General features: G+C 45.6%; 19 protein-coding genes. 7 read left to right on the top strand and 12 right to left on the bottom strand.

Annotated elements, in window-relative coordinates:
- The first annotated feature begins 97 nt into the window (after nucleotides 1–97).
- Nucleotides 98–556, top strand: a complete 459-nt coding sequence (locus KNP62_RS01120) for a hypothetical protein (protein ID WP_214782334.1) — start codon at nucleotides 98–100, stop codon at nucleotides 554–556.
- Nucleotides 557–574: 18 nt separating this feature from the next.
- On the opposite strand, the gene KNP62_RS01115 is transcribed toward KNP62_RS01120, so the two are convergent.
- Complete coding sequence (locus KNP62_RS01115; RefSeq protein WP_214782332.1) at nucleotides 575–2275, bottom strand: methyl-accepting chemotaxis protein; 1701 nt, start codon at nucleotides 2273–2275, stop codon at nucleotides 575–577.
- 213 nt (nucleotides 2276–2488) lie between these two features.
- Here KNP62_RS01115 and ispG point away from each other — a divergent pair, with 213 nt between their 5' ends.
- Together ispG and KNP62_RS01105 are read left to right on the top strand one after the other, a co-directional pair.
- Nucleotides 2489–3610, top strand: coding sequence for a flavodoxin-dependent (E)-4-hydroxy-3-methylbut-2-enyl-diphosphate synthase (gene ispG / locus KNP62_RS01110; RefSeq protein ID WP_074033343.1), 1122 nt, complete (start codon nucleotides 2489–2491; stop codon nucleotides 3608–3610).
- 76 nt (nucleotides 3611–3686) lie between these two features.
- Nucleotides 3687–4271 (top strand): hypothetical protein, encoded by a 585-nt coding sequence (locus tag KNP62_RS01105; RefSeq protein ID WP_214782330.1) that lies wholly within the window; start codon nucleotides 3687–3689, stop codon nucleotides 4269–4271.
- A gap of 39 nt (nucleotides 4272–4310) precedes the next feature.
- Here KNP62_RS01105 and KNP62_RS01100 read toward each other — a convergent pair whose 3' ends face one another.
- From KNP62_RS01100 to KNP62_RS01085, 4 genes are read right to left on the bottom strand one after another with little or no spacing between them, the layout of a single operon-like run.
- Complete coding sequence (locus KNP62_RS01100) at nucleotides 4311–5699, bottom strand: NAD(P)H-hydrate dehydratase (RefSeq protein ID WP_214782328.1); 1389 nt, start codon at nucleotides 5697–5699, stop codon at nucleotides 4311–4313.
- Between the two features lie 36 nt (nucleotides 5700–5735).
- Complete coding sequence (locus KNP62_RS01095; RefSeq protein WP_214782326.1) at nucleotides 5736–6161, bottom strand: Fur family transcriptional regulator; 426 nt, start codon at nucleotides 6159–6161, stop codon at nucleotides 5736–5738.
- Nucleotides 6154–7011 carry a metal ABC transporter permease gene (locus KNP62_RS01090; protein WP_214782324.1) on the bottom strand — a complete coding sequence of 286 codons (858 nt, stop codon included), beginning with the start codon at nucleotides 7009–7011 and terminating at the stop codon, nucleotides 6154–6156. The genes KNP62_RS01095 and KNP62_RS01090 overlap by 8 nt, the downstream gene beginning before the upstream one ends.
- Nucleotides 7008–7769, bottom strand: a complete 762-nt coding sequence (locus KNP62_RS01085) for a metal ABC transporter ATP-binding protein (RefSeq protein WP_214693061.1) — start codon at nucleotides 7767–7769, stop codon at nucleotides 7008–7010. The genes KNP62_RS01090 and KNP62_RS01085 overlap by 4 nt, the downstream gene beginning before the upstream one ends.
- A 186-nt stretch (nucleotides 7770–7955) precedes the next feature.
- Here KNP62_RS01085 and KNP62_RS01080 point away from each other — a divergent pair, with 186 nt between their 5' ends.
- The 3 genes from KNP62_RS01080 (at nucleotide 7956) to KNP62_RS01070 (ending at nucleotide 11917) form a co-directional block, all read left to right on the top strand.
- Nucleotides 7956–9485, top strand: coding sequence for a Ppx/GppA family phosphatase (locus KNP62_RS01080; RefSeq protein ID WP_214782322.1), 1530 nt, complete (start codon nucleotides 7956–7958; stop codon nucleotides 9483–9485).
- 2 nt (nucleotides 9486–9487) lie between these two features.
- A complete protein-coding gene (locus tag KNP62_RS01075) occupies nucleotides 9488–11653 on the top strand; it encodes an RNA degradosome polyphosphate kinase (RefSeq protein ID WP_214782320.1) in 2166 nt (721 codons plus the stop codon).
- Nucleotides 11654–11746: 93 nt separating this feature from the next.
- Nucleotides 11747–11917, top strand: a complete 171-nt coding sequence (locus KNP62_RS01070) for a DUF1427 family protein (protein WP_074033351.1) — start codon at nucleotides 11747–11749, stop codon at nucleotides 11915–11917.
- A 29-nt stretch (nucleotides 11918–11946) separates the two neighbouring features.
- On the opposite strand, the gene KNP62_RS01065 is transcribed toward KNP62_RS01070, so the two are convergent.
- From KNP62_RS01065 to KNP62_RS01045, 5 genes are all read right to left on the bottom strand, one after another.
- Nucleotides 11947–12516, bottom strand: a complete 570-nt coding sequence (locus KNP62_RS01065) for a hypothetical protein (protein ID WP_214782318.1) — start codon at nucleotides 12514–12516, stop codon at nucleotides 11947–11949.
- 3 nt (nucleotides 12517–12519) lie between these two features.
- Nucleotides 12520–13422 (bottom strand): deoxyribonuclease IV, encoded by a 903-nt coding sequence (locus KNP62_RS01060; RefSeq protein WP_214749337.1) that lies wholly within the window; start codon nucleotides 13420–13422, stop codon nucleotides 12520–12522.
- 81 nt (nucleotides 13423–13503) lie between these two features.
- On the bottom strand, nucleotides 13504–14847 hold the full coding sequence (locus KNP62_RS01055) for a DEAD/DEAH box helicase (RefSeq protein ID WP_214693072.1): 1344 nt from the start codon (nucleotides 14845–14847) through the stop codon (nucleotides 13504–13506).
- Nucleotides 14848–14908: 61 nt separating this feature from the next.
- The gene (locus tag KNP62_RS01050; RefSeq protein ID WP_214782316.1) at nucleotides 14909–15847 is read right to left on the bottom strand and encodes a sugar ABC transporter substrate-binding protein; all 939 of its coding nucleotides are present in this window, start codon (nucleotides 15845–15847) and stop codon (nucleotides 14909–14911) included.
- Complete coding sequence (locus tag KNP62_RS01045; RefSeq protein ID WP_251125585.1) at nucleotides 15844–17598, bottom strand: sensor histidine kinase; 1755 nt, start codon at nucleotides 17596–17598, stop codon at nucleotides 15844–15846. Before KNP62_RS01045 ends, KNP62_RS01050 begins: the two co-directional genes overlap by 4 nt.
- A gap of 129 nt (nucleotides 17599–17727) precedes the next feature.
- On the opposite strand from KNP62_RS01045, the gene KNP62_RS01040 reads away from it, so the two are divergent.
- Nucleotides 17728–18681, top strand: a complete 954-nt coding sequence (locus KNP62_RS01040; RefSeq protein WP_214749202.1) for a 4-hydroxy-3-methylbut-2-enyl diphosphate reductase — start codon at nucleotides 17728–17730, stop codon at nucleotides 18679–18681.
- A 42-nt stretch (nucleotides 18682–18723) separates the two neighbouring features.
- Here KNP62_RS01040 and KNP62_RS01035 read toward each other — a convergent pair whose 3' ends face one another.
- Both KNP62_RS01035 and KNP62_RS01030 read right to left on the bottom strand, forming a co-directional pair.
- Nucleotides 18724–19836, bottom strand: coding sequence for a Nif3-like dinuclear metal center hexameric protein (locus KNP62_RS01035; RefSeq protein WP_214782310.1), 1113 nt, complete (start codon nucleotides 19834–19836; stop codon nucleotides 18724–18726).
- Nucleotides 19836–20552, bottom strand: coding sequence for a tRNA (adenine(22)-N(1))-methyltransferase (locus tag KNP62_RS01030; protein ID WP_214782307.1), 717 nt, complete (start codon nucleotides 20550–20552; stop codon nucleotides 19836–19838). Before KNP62_RS01030 ends, KNP62_RS01035 begins: the two co-directional genes overlap by 1 nt.
- Nucleotides 20553–20642 lie beyond the last annotated feature (90 nt).

Below are 20642 nucleotides of genomic sequence, written 5' to 3'. Positions count from 1 at the left end.
TCATGTAAACACGTTTTATGTAAAAGTTTTATTAAAACACTGTACTATTTTTAATGATTTCTACCACATTGTAATATAACAGATTGGAGTTCTTTGCATGTTGTCCACTATTTTCACGTTTCTCCGCACGAGTTTAGTCCCATCTAAGCGAGCGCTTCGCCTTCGACTCGCTCCGCTTCACGCCTATATGGGGGCCACTTTTGTATTGGCGCTACTCATTACCGTCTTGGACTTCATTGTGATTCGTCCTGACTTTTTCATTCCGATGTGGCTCTTCTTACATGGGTTCGCCATCTTCTTTTTCTACTTGATTTGGGTCGCAATCATGGCCTTGTATGTCCAACTGTTTACGAGAGTCTACTCAAAAAACATGTGGGCCTATCGTCAAGCTTGGCCGTATACCGTGTCGATGACATTCGTTCCGACAATTATATTGGTTGCGCTGTACCACATGAATTCATCTCTTATGTGGATTGGCGTGCTGTTTGGACTCGGCTATATCACCTATCCATTAACGAAAGTACCTCAAAAAAAACAACGACGAGCGTCTTCGTAACCGCTCGTCGTTGTTTTTTTATGCTGGAGAGAGTTCCTCAAGCGTCTGATTCAGTGCCTCACTTTGATCACTCAAATCCGCACCTGCTGATTGTAAAGATGACTGTACGTGTGACCACCGCTCTACACCTTCGTTTAGTTCGAGTAATTTTCGTTCAAGTAACGAACTGATTTCTCGCAATTGCTCATTGGATTCGATTAATTGCAAAAGCTGTCTCCCGGTATGAGACGTTTGATCCGTGATGGACTGAAATTCATCTAACTGAACCTTGATCTCATGGTCAATCGTCCCGATTCCAATCTCCACCCGAGACACTGCATCTTTTAATAGATGAACTTCTTTTATAAAGTCGTTGACTTCCACCAACAAGTCTTTTCGTTCTTCGTTCAATGCTTCGATTGCATCCACAGCGAGAAGTGTCGCTTCATTCGTCATTTTCGCCAACTTCCCAACTTCATTGGCCACAACCGCAAATCCTTTCCCATGTTCGCCTGCACGGGCTGCCTCGATCGATGCGTTTAGCGATAGCATCTTCGTAGCTGTCGACACCGAGAGGATACTCTTCAGCGCCTCATCCGCTTTTGAAGAATTCGATTCACTATCCACAAGCTTTTGTTGAATGCTCTCCACTTGATGCTCGACATAATGACTCGCTTCTTTCACAGAAGAGAATGTTTCAAGCTCTTCATGTAAAATTGACTTCAGTCGATTGCCACGTTCATCCACACTTGAAATTTGATGTTCAAGCGTTTCGATTTGCTGCGTGACCTCCCTCATTTTGAATGTGGAATCGCTCGTCACCGACTGATACGAATGACTCGTATGTTCAACGGTAGCCGCAACTTCACGAAATTGTTCCACTTGATGTTGGCTGTTCATCAGCTCTTGTTTAAAAATCGGAAGACTTTGATGGAACGCACTCGCTGTCTTATCCATCATGTCCATGGACCGGTTCCATAATTGAATGAACGTGTTGAACTCGGTTTCGAGTATATGGATTTCTTTGGATTTTGCTCCAAGTGCCACATCGTCGAATCGGCGTGTTTCAACGGCGTGGCGCAATGAATGGGCCAATATACTCAACGGTTTGACTTCACGATGAATCAATCGTGTAAAGAGGATGGCCATCCCAATCATCGCAATCAATAAGATGAAAATGATATATTGTCGCAGTTCAGCCATTGGACCGAGCGCAGATTCTTTCGTGACGACGAGAACGTAATCTGCCTTTAACTCAGGTATCGCAACCGACGCCATTAACCATTCTTCCGTCTCTTTGACTTCCGAACTTGTAGTTTGTGCAATCTCCTCTACGATTTGTTCTGTCTTCATTCCTTTTGGTCCACTCAATTGCTCAATAGACTGTCCACGCACTAAAAATTGTGCGGCTTCGAATTCATCCCCCGATAAGATAGAAGCTTGTTGCATATAGGTGGATTTGAGTGAACGGTTTAGTTGCTTGTCGTTTGCAACGTACGCACTATAAGATGTCTTCACCGATTCGCGCATGACCGTAACTTCTCGCATGAGACGTTGTTCGATTTCTGCGGATAATAATTGTTCAGATTTCAGGGCGAACCAACTGAAGGTCGTGATAAAGACAAGTAAAATAATCGGCATGAGTGTCCATTGAAGACGGTGTGCCATTTTAAAATGACGATTCGGTCGATTGTTTCGTCGTGCTTTCTTCCTTCGATTGCGTTTAAAGCCCCATTTCATATGTTGCCACCTCTTTTTCTATTCTCGCTTTTATATCGGTCTTGAGACGGTGGAAAATTATGAAGTAGATGTTAAGATAACGTTAGAGTTTGTAAAGAGCACACATCCGTTACGCATCCTAGATGCTTTTTCACATTCTTTTCGTTATGATAATGAAGAAACCTTATTTTCTTAAATCGATTGGAATCTTTCCAAAAGAAGGAGATTACGTATATGTCAGAAATTTTGCATCGTTCATTAACTCGTCCGATTCGTGTCGGTAACTTGATTATCGGAGGATCGAACGAAGTCGTCATTCAATCTATGACTACAACAAAAACTCACGACGTCGAGGCGACTGTCGCCGAGATTAAGCGTCTAGAAGAGGCTGGGTGTCAGGTTGTTCGCGTGGCATGTCCAGACGAACGTGCAGCTGACGCACTCGCTGAAATCAAGAGCCGCATTAACATCCCGCTCGTTGTCGATATTCACTTCGATTACAAGCTTGCACTAAAAGCCATCGAAAGTGGCGTCGATAAAATTCGAATCAACCCGGGTAACATCGGTCGCCGTGAAAAAGTAGAAGCTGTCGTAAACGCCGCGAAGGCAAAAGGGATCCCGATTCGAATCGGTGTCAATGCCGGGTCACTCGAGAAACAATTCCTTGAAAAGTATGGTTACCCGACTGCACAAGGAATGGTCGAGAGTGCGATGCACCACGTGAAAATTCTCGAAGATCTCGGATTCTATAACACAATCATTTCACTCAAAGCTTCTGACGTGAACTTGGCGCTTGAAGCGTATACGCTCGCTGCGAAGACGTTTGATTACCCGCTCCATGTCGGGATCACAGAATCAGGTCCACTTTTCTCTGGTTCACTTAAATCAGCAGCTGGGCTTGGCGCGATCCTCTCACTCGGAATCGGTTCAACGGTTCGTGTCTCTCTTTCAGATGACCCAGTCGAAGAGGTAAAAGTTGCGAAAGAAGTGCTCAAGTCATTTGGTCTTGCTGCAAATGCCGCAACATTGATCTCTTGTCCGACGTGTGGTCGAATCGAAATCGATCTGATCTCGATTGCGAAAGAAGTAGAGGAATACATCCAAAACATTAACGTCAACATTAAAGTTGCTGTTCTTGGTTGCGCGGTAAACGGTCCTGGTGAAGCACGTGAGGCTGACATCGGTATCGCTGGTGCCCGCAATGAAGGTCTTCTTTTCCGCCATGGTAAGATTATCCGTAAAGTTCCTGAAGCCACGATGGTTGAGGAATTGAAAAAAGAAATCGACGCCATTGCTGCTGAGAAGATGGCTGAGCGCGAGCGTGAAGAACAAGAGCTTGCTAATCAATCAAATTAATGAATCACCTTACCCGCACGGTTGCAACCGTGCGGGTTTTTGATAGAATAGAGGGCATGTGAGGAGGAGTGATGAGATGCGAATCGGTATTGATTTAGATGGGACCGTAACAGACCCTAGAAGTTGCTTTATATATATGAATGAATCACTTGGTTACTCCATTGACTATCATCGTGCGACAGAGTATGAACTGCATACGTACACCACGATGGAACAGCATGAGTTTTGGAAGTTTATGATTGAAGAAGGACATGAGGAAGCAATCTATCGTCGTTCCCTTCCCCATTCCGATGTATTGGACGTATTATGGGAGTTGAAACAACAACATCACCTTCACTACGTCACTGCAAGGAGCGAAGCGGTTCGTCCTGTTACAGAAGAATGGATTACGAGTCACCGACTTCCACTCGATTCGCTCGTGATGACCGGATCACACGATAAAATCAATGTCGTCAAAGACTTGTCACTCGAATTATTCATGGAGGACCGTTATGAGAATGCGGTATCTATCCACGAAGAAACGTCTATCCCCGTCCTATTGTTCGATGCACCTTACAATCGGAAAGCACTGCCTAAAGGTGTGACACGCATCTCAACATGGCGTGAGGCACATCACCAGATTGCGCATATCGAAAAACAAATGGTTCTTAACCAACGCTAAAAGGCAATCCCGTTCAGCTAACGGGATTGCCTTTTTTAATTAGATGCGGCCGAGTTCTTCAATCACGTCACTTGCGAGTACACTTGCTGGATGAATCGTTTGACTGATCGATTTAGCTGCGAGCGCATGCCAAAGGACTGCTTGTTCATTTGGTGACCATGACCCACCTTCTCTCGCCCATAATGTGAGCAAAATTCCTGTCAACACGTCGCCGCTCCCTCCTTTGGCTAAGGCAGAGGCTTCCACTGTATTGACCGCGCCTGTTCCATCGGGTGCCACGATAAGGGTATACGTCCCTTTTAAAATCAGGTGGACACGGTGCTCTATTGCAAATTCGGCAGCAATGGTGAAACGGTCACTTTCAATCTCTTCAACTGATCGACCTGTCAATTTAGAAAATTCACCAGGGTGCGGCGTGAGGATGAGCGGTCCTCGTGCTTCAAGTCGCTTCGTCGATAGTGCACCCGCGTCAACGATGACGGGGCACGATTGCCGAGTCACTTGTTGCCAAATCAAGTCCAAACCCTCACCTTCCACCATTCCAGGACCGATTGCAATCGCGTCGTATGTTTTTTCCAAGAGATCCGTATGCTGGTCGTACATCGCTTCAGGTAACGTCGAAATGAGAGGACTCGCCTCCCTTGGGATTGAGAGGTTTAACAAGCCAATCCCGGAGCGAAGTGCTGCGCGGCCCGCCATAAATGGGGCTCCGAGGAGATGACGACTTCCCCCAATCAATATGCCGTGCCCATAATCCGTTTTATGACTGAATCGGTCTCTCTCTAAAAGCGATTGATCAAAATCAGATTCGGTCAATACGTTCCAGTCCGATGTATGCGGGAGCCCGATATCGATTCGTTCGAGCTGTCCAAAATAAGGTGCAGTGCGGTTTAAAAAAGCTGTCCGCTTATAGCCATGTAAAGAATAAGTATAGGTCGCCTGAACAGCCAGGCCATCAAACTCACGAGCGTGGTCACTCGGCATACCGGAAGGAATGTCAATCGACAACACCTCTGCCGATTGTTCATTGATCCATTCAATGACATCTCTCGCTTTTCCTGAAACGGGTCCTGAGAGTCCGACACCGAACAACGCATCGATGATGATGTCCGTAGTAATCGGTTGCTCAATAATTTGAACGAATGATGCCGCATAAGTCGCGTGCGTCGATGCCGCCTCCGATTTACTTTCACCGAGTGGTGACCAAACGCTCACGTTGTGACCTTTCACCGCAAGTTCCCTCGCGACAACCCATCCATCTCCGCCGTTATTGCCTTTTCCACAAATCACTAGAATTGTTGAAGAGGAATCTATCTGCATCTTCGGCACGATTGCCGAAGCCGCTCGTTCCATCAATACTGTCTCGGGCATCCCGTTTTGACTGGCGGTTTGATCGATCTGTTTGATTTCTTTCGCTGTGTAAATCATCTGACTTCCCCCTTTCGATACAAAAAAGGGATTGAATCAATTCAATCCCTTTTGCTTACATTCTTTACAATACCCGTATATCTCAAATTTATGATCGACCACTTCAAATTCAGGATCCACTGTCTCTACAAAACGCATCGGACACAAATCGAGTAGCTTTGTCTTTCCGCAACTTCGACAAATCAAATGGTGATGATGGTGCGAAGCGCTACATGTGACGCGAAACGACTTTTCGCCTTCAAGCTCTGTCGCTTCGAGTAGCCCTTCCTCAGCGAAAGATTTGAGGTTTCGATAAATCGTATCAAAACTCATCGTCGGATGCTTATCCCGCATATATTCCAGTACGTCTTTAGCACTGACGTAGCGATCTTCTTCAGAGAGAAAGGCGTACATCTCAAGACGTTTAGGCGTAACTTTTAAAGAAGATGCACGAAGACGATTCAATTGTTCAGTCTCATTCATGTTGTACCTCCTTTTTCCTGAAACTCATCACTTTCTCAAGAATCATGACACCCGCCAAGATACCGACCGCGATCAACACGATGACCCCACCTGGTGCGACATCAAGGTCGTAAGCAAGGACGAGTCCACCGATTGTCGCAACTTCACCAAAGATGATGGACCAAAGGATTGTCTGTTTGAAACTTGAGGTGAAACGTAACGCCGCTGCGACAGGTAGCGTAATCAAACTTGATACGAGAAGCGTGCCGACGATTCGCATACTGACAGCGATGACAAGTGCCACAATGAACATGAATAACATATGGAGCATTGTGCTCGGAAGTCCCGAGACTTTCGCTTGTTCTTCATCAAATGACAAGAACAGTAACTGTTTATAGAAGATAAAGATCACAAGGACCGTTAAGATCGCCACACTGACAATCAAGGTGATATCTGACTGACTCACTGCGGAGATTGATCCGAATAATAACGTCGACAAATCAACGGAGAATCCTCTTGAGAGCGAGATGAAAATAGCGCTCAGTCCCATCCCAGCTGACATCATGATGGGAATCGATAATTCTTGAAAGTGAACATATTTACTTCGTAACCAGTTGAGTCCGAGCGCCGCTAATACCGAAATCAACGTTCCCATATAGAGAGGATTGAGATCAGCGAATAAGGCGATGTATTGCCCGAGAAATAAGCTGAATGAAATACCGGCAAGCGTCATATGTGACAGGGCATCGGCAATCAAACTCATTCGTCTAACGACGATAAACGAACCGATGAGCGGTGCTGTGAAACCAATGACGAGCGCTGCAATGAACGCATAACGTAAAAAACTGTATGTCCAAAGGTCTGCAATCATGTCGTACCCTCATGGACAAGCACTTTCACAGGATATGGTTTAATGGATGACGCCAGTTCACCGAGCTCGCTATATTCTCGAAGACCACAATTACATGCCAAACGCCCACGGTCGAGATGGACGACTTTCGTGACGAGGTCTGTCACGACGTTTAAATCGTGGGTGACGAGAACGAACGTACACGTTGTATGTTCCCTGAGCATATGCAGCACTTCATAAAAGTCTTGTAAGTGTTTCTGGTCCACACCAACCGTAGGCTCGTCTAAAATCAATAAGTCAGGCTGATTGACCATCGCCCGCGCGATAAAGACACGCTGTTGTTGCCCTCCTGACAAGTCCCCGATTTTACGATGGCGGAACTGCCACATGTTGACCGTCTCAAGCGCATTTTGAATCGCTGCCTGATCTTCCATTTTTAGACGTTTGAATAAACCGAGGCGGCCATATCTCCCCATCGCCACAACTTCTTCAACGGTAACCGGGAATCCCGAGTTAAATGAAGCCGCTTTTTGGGAAACGTAACTGATACGAGACTTGTCTTTAAACTGCGAAATTGGCTTGCCGAACAGTTCAACAGACCCTTGTTGTGGTTGTAGTAAACCAAGAATCGTTCGAATCAATGTCGACTTCCCAGAACCGTTTTCTCCAACGATGGCGACGAAGTCCCCTTGTCGAATATCAATCGAAACTTGTTGTAAGGCCGGTGTCCCATCATAGTAATAAGACACATCATTTAATTTGACGACGGATGCTGTCATCTAATCCCTTCTCTCATTTGATAAATCGTAATCATTTCTACTTTCTAGGCGTTTGTATTATACAGAATATCCGACACGCCTTCAAGCGAGACCTTTTTCGCCAATCTAATTGTTTAAAATTCACGTAAATCATATGTTCGTCCAAAACCTTGTCGATTACACTAAGAATATGAAGGGGATGGTTTTATGGTAAAGAAACTGGCAGTCATTGATATCGGATCCAACTCGATTCGGAATGTCATCTTTGAAGTCAATGAGGAAGGACAATATTTCGAGCGCTTAAACGTGAAAGAAGTAGCTCGTTTATCTAGTCACATTAGTGACTCGAATGAAATGACGGAGGACGGAATCGCTGCTTTGATTGATACGCTACGCCATTTTAAAGAATTGAACGATTATCATATCGTTACAGATGTGCTTCCTGTCGCGACAGCGGCTATCCGAAATGCAAACAATTCGGATGATATCTTACAGCAAGTGAAAAACGCTACGGGTATGACGATTCGCTTGCTAAGTGATTATGAAGAAGCATTCTATGGGTACTCTGCCATTGTCAATTCGACGTATGTTGAAGACGGTTACTCTGTCGATATCGGTGGGGGATCAATGGAGGTCACCTATTTCCAGAATCGTGAGCTTGTCTTTTATCATAGCTTCCCGTTTGGTGCTGTCACCTTGACGAAAGAGTTCATGAAAGACGATACTATGACAAAAGACGAACGCAAAGCGTTGACCTCATACTTAAAGAAAGCATTTAAGGAAATCGAATGGTTAGAACCTCATGGTGTCCCACTTGTCGGCGTCGGAGGGACAGCACGTAACTTAGTTCGCGTCGAACAGACCATGTCGAATTTCCCACTTGAAGGAATCCATCAATATACGATTTCATCCGATCAACTCGAAGAAGTCGTGGATGAGCTCGTCGGCATGTCGAGCAAGCAACTCGGGCGAATGGATGGACTGTCAAAAGATCGGGTCGACATCATCGCCCCGGCTGTGACAGCAATCGGTGAGCTTGCGAAATATTTGAAAGTTCCGGAATTCACGATGAGCAATAACGGACTTCGAGAAGGATTGTTTTATGAGAACTATTTACATGAGCATGATAAAGTGCGGTTTGCTGATGTGAAAGAAGAAAGCTTTCGACATTTTGAAAAACAATATGATGTGAACCCGACCCGCCACCAACACTTGATTCGATTGGCTCGTCAGCTGTATACCGGACTGATTGAAGAGAAGGCCATCAAACCGAAACCGTTCGAGCCTGGTCTACTCGAGGGTGCTTGTCGTCTCGCCTATGTCGGCGAATATATCGACCATAACAATAAGAGCGATCACACGTTCCATTTGATCACGACGAATGATTTTAAAGGGTTGAATAATGAAGACCGGCTCGCACTCGCGCTCGTTACTTCATTTAAATCAAAACGCGTGTTAGAACAACATATCGAGGCTTTTCCGAAGTGGTTTGACCACAAGTTGTTGAAGAGTCTTGAATTACTTGGTTCAATTGTCAAACTTGTCGACGCACTTGATTTGACAGAGCGCCAAATCGTCACGGACATCCACGTCTCTAGCTCAAAAGATGGTCTTACACTCTCATTAGATACGAACGGGTCTGCCCGCTTTGAGTTACAACGAAGCACTCGACACAAAAAACACTTAGAACGCGCAATCGACCAATCGATTGAGATTGTCTTGAACGAGGAGGAATAAACATGCCCGACTATACGTACGAACATTTCAACAATCGGGAACTTAGCTGGCTCGATTTCAACGAACGTGTCCTCGAAGAAGCGGTGGACGATCGAAACCCGCTCATGGAACGCTTGAAGTTCCTAGCAATCTTCAGTTCAAACTTAGATGAGTTTTATATGGTTCGTGTCGGAGGTTTAAAAGATGAGGTGCTCGCAGGGTTTAACCGTCCGGAAGACAAGACAGGACTCACTCCGAAGCAACAGATTAAAGCCATCTCGATGCGTGCTCAAGAACTTGTCGAGACACAATATGCGACGTATAAGAAAATCACGAAACAATTATCCAATCAAAACGTACGCTTTTTGCGCACGAAACATTTGAACAAGACACAACAAGAATTCGTGAAAGAGTATTTCCGTACACACGTCTTCCCGGTTCTCACACCGATTGCCGTCGACGCCTACCGTCCTTTCCCGATGCTGTTATCAAAATCATTGAATATTGCCGTCGAAATCGCTTCGAATGGCGAAGGGAAAAAGCGACTCGCCCTCGTTCAAGTACCTTCCGTCCTACCCCGTTATCTTGAACTGCCTACGGACGACGAGGAACATACCGATTTGATTTTGCTCGAAGATTTGATCATTCAATTTATCGATTCCCTATTTAAAGGGTTTGTCGTCGAATCGACGATGCCGTTCCGGATCACCCGTAACGCGGATATGCCTTTCCATGAGGAAGGGAGTCGCGATGTGTTGAAACAAATTGAAAAAGAGCTGAAAAAACGTCGCTATGGGGTCGCCATCCGGCTCGAAGTGCAGCAACGCTCATTACGAAAAGAACTGTTATTCATGCTTCAAGATGTACTTGATTTGCACGACCGTGACATTTTCATTGTGGATGGTCCGATTGATTTGACCTTCCTGTTCGGTATATATAGTCAAATCGGGATAGAATATGACGACATGATCAATGAGACGTTGATCCCATTTATCCCGGAAGGTCTCGAATCCGGAAAAGATTTATTCCAAAGTATCGCCAAACAAGATTATCTTCTTCACCACCCGTACCACTCGTTCGATCCAATCGTACGATTCATCGTCCAAGCCGCTAAAGATCCGAACGTACTGGCGATCAAACAAACGCTGTATCGGGTCTCTGGGGACTCTCCGATCATCAAGGCCTTGACCGATGCGGCAGAGAGCGGTAAACAAGTGACCGTCCTCGTCGAATTGAAAGCACGATTTGACGAAGAGAAAAATATTCAATGGGCCAAACAACTTGAAAAAGCAGGCGCCCACGTCATTTACGGTTATAAAGAACTTAAGACGCATTCAAAAATCACACTCGTCGTACGTATTTTAGAAGGTGGTGTGTTGCAACGGTTCATTCACCTCGGAACGGGCAACTATAACGACTCTACGGCAAAACTGTACACAGATATCGGGCTCTTAACAACGAACGAGGAACTTGCTGAGGATGCCACGAACTTCTTCAACTGGCTATCCGGTTATGGAGAACGACCGTCTTGGCATCTATTCGAGACGTCACCTGATGATATGAAAGACTTCTTCCTCAACAAAATTGAAGAGGAAATCAAACTACACGAGAAATATGGGAACGGTAGAATCGTTGCAAAGATGAATTCGATTACAGACCGGGCCATCATCACAAAATTGTATGACGCTTCGTCCGCAGGTGTAAAAATCGACTTGATTATCCGAGGAATTTGTTGTTTACGACCTGGAATCAAAGGCGTCTCCGAAAACATTCGAGTCATCTCAATCATCGATCGGTATCTCGAACATTCACGTATCTTTTATTTCTATCAAAACGGCAAAGAAGACTTGTATTGTTCTTCCGCAGACTGGATGACGCGCAATATGAAGAAGCGAATCGAGATTCTCTTTCCAATCCTCAATGCATCGCATAAAACGTACATCAAAGATATGATGGCACTTCAACTTGTCGATAACGTGAAGGCGAGAAGGCAACGTTCTGATGGTCGTTATGTCTATGTAAAACGCGAAAGTAATGAAGAAGAGATTCAGTCTCAAATTATCATTCATCAGTATACCGGAGGACGCTGGAACAACATCCCTAGCGTGTTCGAGCGAGAACCTTCAAACTGGGCTGAGCGCGAAGTTTTACGACTCCGAGCTGAAAATGAGAAAATGACGGATGACTGATGTTAGACTTCTCAAATTGAGAAAGTCATTGTATAATGAATGCGATTCAGTCATTATAAAGCGCTTTCATCAGAAGAGACGGAGGAATCATACATGCAAGAAATTCTGCTTTCACTACTCGCTGGCTTAATCTGTGGTGCTATCTTCACAGCACTCAAATTGCCATTGCCAGCCCCGCCTGTGTTACCAGGTGTCGTCGGAATCTTCGGGGTCTTCCTCGGGATGAAAGTATATCAATTCGTCGTGGCAAACTGGCCATTCTAAAAAAACGATGCCTCTCAGGCATCGTTTTTTTAGTCTAACGCATGAATCGCTTTATGACAGGTCGGACACACCCAAATTCCGTGGTCATCTTGCAGATGATATTCCATCAGTTTCGATGCACCGTTTCCATATCGTTCGAAAAGATTGATCTCACAAACCGAGCACGTTGTCACCGGAGCATAGGGAGCGACAAGGTTCTCCCGAAACAAATGCGCTTCATAATCCTCTTTTGTCCATTTCGATGAGGGGACATGGTACCCATCCATCCATTTCTGATGAATCGACTCGTACGGCTCGTCCGCCTCATACATCCCTATTTTCAAAAGTGGATGATGGAAATGAAGTTGGATTAAATCGACCAAGCTATACGTCGCCACTTCTTCCTTCTCAGCGCCAAGCCAGTACGGATCGTCAGGTTGTTCAATCATTTCCACTAACAATACTTCTGCCTCTGCCACAATCCCATGTCCCATCACTTCGATGAACGCTGTCGGGGTCGTCACGGACCCTTTCACATAAACGGGACTCTGTTCAAGAAAATAGGTCGGGAATGCGTGCCACACATCATATCGATTCGGATCGACCTGAAGGATCGCCATCGCTTATTGATGAGAAAGCGTGAAGCGTTCACGCCATTCTGGATCAAATTGATTCGCACGGAACATCTCGATTTCTTGTTTATAAGGTGCCACTTTCGTTTTTTCACTAACAGGGATGTATGGTGTCTCTAAAATTTTTGGCAGATGTGCAAATGCCTCATGATGAATGATTCGATTTAATGTATCGAATCCAATCTCACCATACCCGATATTTTCGTGCCGGTCTTTTCTCGCACCGCGCACGTTTTTTGAATCATTCACATGAATCACACCAAGACGGTCGAGACCGACGATTCGATCGAATTCTTCAATCACTCCGTCCAAATCACCGACTAAGTCGTAGCCTGCATCATGTACATGACACGTATCGAAACAGACAGAGAGACGGTCATTGTGTGTGACGCCGTCTATGATTGTTGCCAATTCTTCAAACGTCTTTCCGAGCTCGCTTCCCTTCCCTGCCATCGTCTCAAGCGCAATCTTAACCTGTTCGTCACCAGTCAACACTTCATTCAGTCCTTCAATGATCCGGGCAAGACCAATGTCTTCCCCGGCACCAACATGAGCCCCTGGGTGAAGAACGACATGGCGAGCAACTTGGAGTGCTTCAGCACGCTTCAACTCTTGTGTCAAAAATGAAACGGCCAATTCGAACGTCTCAGGTTTTGTCGTATTTCCGAGGTTAATGATATAAGGTGCATGGACGACAATCTCTTCGATATCGTGAGCAGCCATATGTGTGAGTGCAGCCTCGATATTCAAATCCTCAATCGGCTTTCGACGTGTATTTTGAGGAGCTCCCGTATACACCATCATCGTATTCGCCCCATATGAAACAGCCTCTTCACTACCTGCAAGTAGCATTTTTTTACCTGATACCGAAACGTGTGAACCTATTTTTAACATCATCATCTTCCCTTCATAAGCTTCTATCTTCAGTTTACACAAAAAGAAGAACCGACTCCAAGAAGTCGATTCTTCAAACGATTAACGCTTGTTTTTCTTACGAGCAGCACGACGATCCGAGCGTTGCTGTTGCATGTGCTCGCGTGAAGCCGTCTCTTTTAACTTATACTTAAATTTCTTCTTATAGCCAGGTTTGACTTTCTTCTTCGCCTTCTTGATTTCACCGGCCATACGACTATGTGCCGTATGTGAGACTTTCATCTTCCGGTCCGTTTGGCGACGACGACGTGTTTTGATTGGCTGAATCGAACCATTGCGCAAGTCCACGTGTGTGAATTCGAACCCTCGTTCTTCGAGTCGGTTGATTGGTCCATTTTCATGGTCCTCATATAATGTGTATGCCTCACCAGATGCGCCCGCACGACCTGTACGACCGACACGGTGCGTGTAGAAGTCAAGGTCTTTCGGAATCCCATGGTTGATGACGTGAGAAACGCCTGAGATGTCGATTCCTCGAGCTGCCAAGTCTGTAGCAATCACGTATTGATACTTCGCGTCATTAATGTCCTTGATGGCTTGTTTACGGCGACGTGCCTGCATGTCCCCGTGTAACGTACCAACATTCAGTCCCGCTTCACGGAATGATGTCTCCAATTCATCCGCTTCTTGTTTCGTATTAGTGAATACGAGACAGACGAACGGATTGATTGCTTTTGCAATTTCGACGGTCAATTCCTTACGGTCACGGTGACGTACCGGAATGACGTGGTGCTTGATTTTTGGTGCGACACGATGTTCCGGGCTCGCTTCAGCAAAGCGCGGGTCGTGCAAGTAACGCTTCAAGAACGGCTCGAGCTTCTCAGGGATTGTCGCTGAGAAGACCATCGTTTGAAGTTTTTCTGGAAGTGATTGCGCAATGCGGTCAACTTCCGGCAAGAATCCCATATCGAGCATTTGGTCAGCTTCATCGACAACGAAATGCGTCACTTTATGCGGGAACAATGCTTGTGCTTTCATCAAGTCAAGGATTCGTCCCGGTGTCCCGATAATGAGTTGTGGTGGATTTTTCATCTTATCGATTTGACGTTCGCGGTCTGTTCCTCCGACAATCAAACTTGATTTGATGTAATCCGGATTCTTAATGAGGATTGATTTTAATTCTTCATGGATCTGCCATGCGAGTTCACGTGTCGGTGCGACAACGATTGCTTGGACAGATTCTTCTTCTGGGTTGATCGCTTCTACGATCGGTAATAGGAACGCAAGTGTTTTCCCCGTTCCTGTTTGTGATTTCCCAATAATATCTCGACCATTTAGTGCAGCCGGAATAATCCGTGCTTGTATATCGGTCGGTTTCGTGATGCGTTTTTCTGTTAACGCATCGATCATAAACGGTAGCAATTTGAACTGTTGGAAGCTGTTCAATCGATACACCTCCTGTTTCTTTCCACTTTTCCTAGCATAGCGGAATCAAATCATTTGTCAATCAATCTTTTGCCACGCCTTCATATAAATAACTCGATGAATAATAATGCTTGGCAATTTTCTTTCCATTTAAATGTTGTTCGAGCGCTTTGAAGCCGACTTCCATCATCTCGTTTGGCGACTGTACGACAGTCGCATTGACTTTCCCATTTTGAATGAGTGGATAAATATCAGAAATGCCGTCTACCGATACGATCGTCTTGTCCGTTAAGTCATGACTTTCTAAAGCTCGAACGACGCCGAACGTATTATCGTCATTGTGCGAAAAGACAGCATCAAACGGAATTTCTTCTTCTAACCAACGTGACATCTCAATCTCTGCTTGGAACGTATCATAGTTCCCCGTGATGGAGGCAATGATCTCGAATTGGTCGGCATTCGCTTTTTCATATTCCCGAATCCCAAGACTGCGGTCCATCGTGGAGCGTACCTGCGGCGTACCTCTCACTTCGACGACACGAATCGGTCGATCCAGGTCGCTATATTTCGCGGCAATTTGTTCCGCTGCCATCCGACCGATATCGACATTGTCAGAGACGACCGATGTCAAGACACTCGGATGATCAATCATCCGGTCAATCGCAATAATCGGAATATTTTCTCGTTTTGCACGTTCTAACGACGGTTGGATGAACGTGTCATCGAGCGTCGTCAAGAAGATGGCCTCGACACCCCGGTCAATCAAGGAGTCCAATTTTTCTTTTTCTAACACGCGCGAATCTTCACTCGTCGTAGGAATCGGAATAAATCCTTTTTGGTTGGCCGTATGAACGAACGAGTCTAACAGCTTGTTCGCATGCTCATGTTTATCGCTGACGAACACGAATCCGACTTCTTTTTCATCTGTTTTTTGCTCCGGTAATTGAATCGATGTGATCAGTAGGATCGTCATGGCCCAAACGATTGGTAACCAAAGCCAATAGTGTTTGAGGGTTTTCATGATGGATCTCTCCTTGGAATTTTGATCAACATCGCCGTTCCTTTGTCGACGACGCTATCAATCTCCATCGATCCGTTCACACTCTTCAAGTATTCATGAATCATATAAATCCCAAGACCGTTTCCGTTGTCCTTCGTCGTGTTGAATGCCGAACCGACTGTCTTGAGTTGTTCTTCCGTCATGCCAATCCCGTTATCTTCAATTAAGAACCGATATTCCTGCTCCGTAAAGAGGACGGTCACGACAACACTTCCCTCTGCGGCTTTCGACTCGACAGCCTCGACCGCGTTTTTGAACAGGTTATAGATGATTTGAACGAGCATATCGAACGAGGCATAGAAAGGAGGCATATCATTCGGAACGAGTAATTCCCATTTGGTCGGACGCTTGTAACATTCAGCATCCATCAAGAATTCGAGTCGCTTCGCAAAGTCTAACATATCAATCCATTCTTCGTCTCTTCCTGCCTGATCAGGTTTGGCGAGTGTCAGCATCGTCGAGATTAAATCATTCGCCCGCTCCAACTCTTTGATGGCGACGTCTACCATGTCTTTATTGCTTTGTCCTTCTCGTGCCAACTGTAAGGTGATATGCACCGGTGTGAGCGGGTTTCGAATCTCATGGGCAATCCCGGCTGCCAATTGTCCAAGTGACGCTAGCTTTTCTTGATGCAAAATCAATTGTTGCTGGCTCAACTGTTCACGCCTTGATGTTTCCATCCGCTGGGCGTAATCGTTATACGTATCCAGTAACGTCTCAACTTCTTTTGAACCGGTCCTCTCAAGCGTGATGGCACCGAGTGACTGTTGCTTCTTGATCTGATTGACAAGTTCGACCAGCGGGTTCGTCAACGTTCGCGAGAGCAACAATCCGACAAGGATGCTCAAGAAGAACGTCACAAGTGCAATCATCAAATACTGCCAACGCGTATCGTAGACCGTCTCATATACAGAGTCGTTCTGATGTTTTGCAAGTATGCTCCAGCCACTGACTCGTGCATCCGGTTCGTACATCATCGTGTCTTCTTCCGTACTTAAAATCGTACGTGTACTCCTTCCTAGTACGTCGTCAATGACTTCACGTGATACGCGACGTTCTGCATCTGTGACCAAGTTGAATGAAGTCGTCAACACTTCTCCTTGTTCATCTAACAGGTAAAGAATCATGTCATCATTCGCTGACTCGAGCGACCGACGGTACAAATCGGAGTTGAGCACGCTGATGCTTCCACCAAAAATACCGATTGGCCGATTGTCTTCAATGACAGGAACATATAAGAATGTTCCCATGTCCCCACTAATCATGATAGGGTCACTCATATATAGTTCTTTTCCACTCGCAGTCAATACTTCTGCGAACTTGGGGTCACGTTTGATCACAGAAGAGGAAACTTGACGCTCAGAATACCATTTAAACGAATTCTTGCTGACATCATAATAGAAAATCGATGTAAAACTCGTTCGTTGATTTAAATACCCTGTCCGGATACGTTCTTCAATCCATGGTTCGTTTCCGACGTAAGCTCCAAGATAAACCAGGTCCTCATACAATTTGCCGAGTCGGGACTCGACATTTTCAATACTATCGTCAATCGCATAGTCAAATTGCTCTTTCGCCAGCTCTTCTGCACGAGACACCGTGACGCGATCAGCAGAGAATGCAAGCGACGAGATAACAAGTGCTAAAATAATGATGATGATAAACGTAATTTGGAAAAAGTATGATTTTTTAAGTTCACGCAACTGTTTCATTCGATTCACGATGTCCCTCCTTTCTAACCTAAAAATTATAGCATGAATACACGCAAATCTTTTCGTATTTTCGAAACAATGTTAGACTAATACGTATGAAAGCACTTCGAAAGGAGCCTTCGTCTTCATATGAAAGTTAAAAAAATTAGTCCACGCGGATATTGCTATGGTGTCGTTGATGCCATGAAACTCGCAAATGAGGCAGTTGCAAATCCAGATTTGCCACGCCCGATTCATATACTCGGAATGATTGTCCATAACCGTCATGTCACACAGGCGTTCGAGGATCTCGGTGTCAAAACCGTTGACGGTGAGGACCGGATGCAGGCGCTTGAAACCATCGACCGCGGAACGGTCGTCTTCACGGCGCACGGGATTTCCCCACTCGTCCGTAAACGTGCCATTGAAAAGGGATTGACGATTGTCGATGCCTCTTGTCCTGACGTCCTTGTCACACACGACTTGATCCGGGAAAAAACGGCCGAAGGATATGATGTCATCTATATCGGGAAACATGGCCACCCAGAACCAGAGGGCGCGATTGGAGTCGCACCGAACCATGTTCATTTGATTCAATATGAACATGAAATCGATCAGTTACCGAGTCGGTTATTCGACCGGAAAATTCTCGTGACGAACCAGACGACGATGAGTCAATGGGATGTCTCTGCACTGATTGAGACGATTCAGTCCCGCTATCCACACGTTGAAGTGCATAACGAAATTTGTAATGCGACTCAAGTTCGTCAAGAAGCCGTGGCCGAACAAGCCGGAGACTGCGAATTATTAATCGTCGTCGGCGATCCAAAATCAAATAACTCGAATCGTTTGGCGCAAGTCTCTAAAGAGATTGCCGGCACAAATGCATATCGCATCGGCGATTTGAGCGAACTTGATTTAAACTGGCTCGAGGGTGTCGAGACCGTCGCCGTGACGTCTGGCGCATCTACACCGACACCGATCACGAAAAAGGTCATCGATTTCTTGTCACAGTACGATCCAGAAGATTTGAGTACACATGATAAAACACCATATCTCGAACTTCGCAGTATCTTACCGAAAGTAAAGGCATTGCGTAAGTGAACGAATCCCCCATTCTCAACGAGAAAATGGGGGATTTTTTTGTCATCTGAATTGGAACGGGTTCGTGTTCGCTTCGGAAATCATCAACTCGACATCAATTTTCGCTTTCTGAAACTTCTCTGTGAGAATCCCGACCACGCCATGCTTCATGACACTTTCGACATGGTGTCCTGGGTCGACGACCGCGAGTCCTAACGCCATCGCATCATGCGCCACGTGGAAGTATAAATCACCCGTTACGTAAGCATCTGCTCCTTTGAAATGTGCAGCGGAAACATATTTGTTTCCGTCCCCTCCAAGTACAGCCACTTTCTCAATCAATCGTTTCGGGTCTCCGACGAAACGGACACCTTCCACTCCAAAGCTTGTTTTCACATGGTCAGCGAACGCTTCAAGTGTTAATGCCTGTTCAAGTTTACCGATACGTCCTAAGCCATATACGTGCCCTTCAATCTCATCTCGAATCATGTCGTATGCCACTTCTTCATAAGGATGAGCATCTTTCATCGCTTTCAAGACTCGCTTCTTCTGGCTTTCGCGGACGACCGTCTCGATTCGAACCTCATCGACTTGTTCTGTCTCGTGAACTCTACCAATGAATGGTGTCGTCCCTTCAAGAGGAGTGAATTGTCCTTTTCCAGAAACTCGGAACTGACAATCCGCATAGTCTCCGATATGTCCGGCACCAGCTTTGCCTAATGCACGTGACACGTCTTCTGCGTGTGATTCCGGCACGAACACCGTTAATTTATAGACTGGTTCCTCATACGTTGGTACGAGTACTTTTGTGTCGTGCAACCCGATCGCTTCACTCATCCAATCGTTCACACCGCCAACACAGACATCTAAATTCGTATGTGCCACGTAGACTGCGATGTCATGCTGAATACATTTCATCGTGATTTTCCCTGCCGTAGAACGATCATTGACTTGAGATAACGGACTAAAGATGGGCGGATGATGGGCAATGATCAAATCCACTTTTTTCTCAATCGCTTCATCCACGACCGATTCAAGCACATCGAGCGTCACCATGACCCGTTTGACATCTTTATTGAGTGATCCAATCTGCAAGCCGATTTTATCGCCTTCGACAGCTAAATGCTTTGGCGCAAACTCTTCAAACAACTGAATCACTTGATTGCCGTTCGCCATTACTGACTCACCTCTCTCATTTTGTCACGCATCCGTTTGAATTCGATTTGTTTTTGAACCAACGCCTCTGACTGAATGCCATCTGCCATTTGACCGAGTACGTATTCGAGCTTATCCGCTTCACGACTCCACTTCAGTTTGAACGCCTCAGGGCGTTCCTGAATCAAATATGGACCGAATAATAGTTGCCAAATCCGTTCTGTGAGATCGTCACTATAAATCGTCTCAGACCCTTTTTCGCCGACGAGAATCTCATATACTTTATCATTTTCTTCGACAATCGCTTCTTCAACGAGAACATATCCGTTCTCAAGTAGCCAACTCCGAACGTGTTGTCCGTCGACATTCGGTTGAAGAATCAGACGCTCGACTGCACCGAGCTTTTCCTTGCCTGCTTCAAGAATCGAACGAATCAAACTTCCTCCCATCCCACAAATCGAGATACATGTCGCTTCGTCTTCATGTAGTACAGCCAGACCATCACCGAGACGCACATCGATGACTTCTCGTGCTCCAATCAAGTCCACTTGCGCTTTTGCGGCCTCCATCGGACCAACATTTACTTCGCCAGCAATCCCCTTTGAAATGATTCCTTGTTGAAGGGCATAGCATGGCACATATGCGTGATCCGACCCAATATCAGCGAGCACGCTTCCTTTCGGGATATAATCGACAACTTGCTTCAAGCGCCGATCTAAGATGACACGTTCTTGCATGTAAGACAACTCCTTTGTTCTACTTCTTCCCTAGCGTATCGAATTCTTTACACTTCGACAACAAAAAACGCACCCCGCTACGGAGTGCGC

Source organism: Exiguobacterium sp. s183, assembly GCF_018617655.1.
GTDB lineage: Bacteria > Bacillota > Bacilli > Exiguobacteriales > Exiguobacteriaceae > Exiguobacterium > Exiguobacterium aestuarii_A.
Note: the sequence above shows the minus strand (reverse complement) of the source record. Positions and strands in the feature narration are given on the sequence as shown.

Excerpts from the sequence above, each read along its gene's own strand:
- KNP62_RS01100 (WP_214782328.1), bottom strand. The coding sequence starts at position 5,699 with ATGATTTACACAGCGAAAGAAATCAAACAGATCGATCAAACCGCCAGT.
- KNP62_RS01095 (WP_214782326.1), bottom strand. The coding sequence starts at position 6,161 with ATGAATGAGACTGAACAATTGAATCGTCTTCGTGCATCTTCTTTAAAA.
- KNP62_RS01105 (WP_214782330.1), top strand. The coding sequence starts at position 3,687 with ATGCGAATCGGTATTGATTTAGATGGGACCGTAACAGACCCTAGAAGT.
- KNP62_RS01075 (WP_214782320.1), top strand. The coding sequence starts at position 9,488 with ATGCCCGACTATACGTACGAACATTTCAACAATCGGGAACTTAGCTGG.
- KNP62_RS01035 (WP_214782310.1), bottom strand. The coding sequence starts at position 19,836 with ATGGCGAACGGCAATCAAGTGATTCAGTTGTTTGAAGAGTTTGCGCCA.
- KNP62_RS01070 (WP_074033351.1), top strand. The coding sequence starts at position 11,747 with ATGCAAGAAATTCTGCTTTCACTACTCGCTGGCTTAATCTGTGGTGCT.
- KNP62_RS01065 (WP_214782318.1), bottom strand. The coding sequence starts at position 12,516 with ATGGCGATCCTTCAGGTCGATCCGAATCGATATGATGTGTGGCACGCA.
- KNP62_RS01045 (WP_251125585.1), bottom strand. The coding sequence starts at position 17,598 with ATGAAACAGTTGCGTGAACTTAAAAAATCATACTTTTTCCAAATTACG.
- KNP62_RS01115 (WP_214782332.1), bottom strand. The coding sequence starts at position 2,275 with ATGAAATGGGGCTTTAAACGCAATCGAAGGAAGAAAGCACGACGAAAC.
- KNP62_RS01040 (WP_214749202.1), top strand. The coding sequence starts at position 17,728 with ATGAAAGTTAAAAAAATTAGTCCACGCGGATATTGCTATGGTGTCGTT.
- KNP62_RS01060 (WP_214749337.1), bottom strand. The coding sequence starts at position 13,422 with ATGTTAAAAATAGGTTCACACGTTTCGGTATCAGGTAAAAAAATGCTA.
- KNP62_RS01085 (WP_214693061.1), bottom strand. The coding sequence starts at position 7,769 with ATGACAGCATCCGTCGTCAAATTAAATGATGTGTCTTATTACTATGAT.
- ispG (WP_074033343.1), top strand. The coding sequence starts at position 2,489 with ATGTCAGAAATTTTGCATCGTTCATTAACTCGTCCGATTCGTGTCGGT.
- KNP62_RS01030 (WP_214782307.1), bottom strand. The coding sequence starts at position 20,552 with ATGCAAGAACGTGTCATCTTAGATCGGCGCTTGAAGCAAGTTGTCGAT.
- KNP62_RS01080 (WP_214782322.1), top strand. The coding sequence starts at position 7,956 with ATGGTAAAGAAACTGGCAGTCATTGATATCGGATCCAACTCGATTCGG.
- KNP62_RS01050 (WP_214782316.1), bottom strand. The coding sequence starts at position 15,847 with ATGAAAACCCTCAAACACTATTGGCTTTGGTTACCAATCGTTTGGGCC.
- KNP62_RS01120 (WP_214782334.1), top strand. The coding sequence starts at position 98 with ATGTTGTCCACTATTTTCACGTTTCTCCGCACGAGTTTAGTCCCATCT.
- KNP62_RS01090 (WP_214782324.1), bottom strand. The coding sequence starts at position 7,011 with ATGATTGCAGACCTTTGGACATACAGTTTTTTACGTTATGCGTTCATT.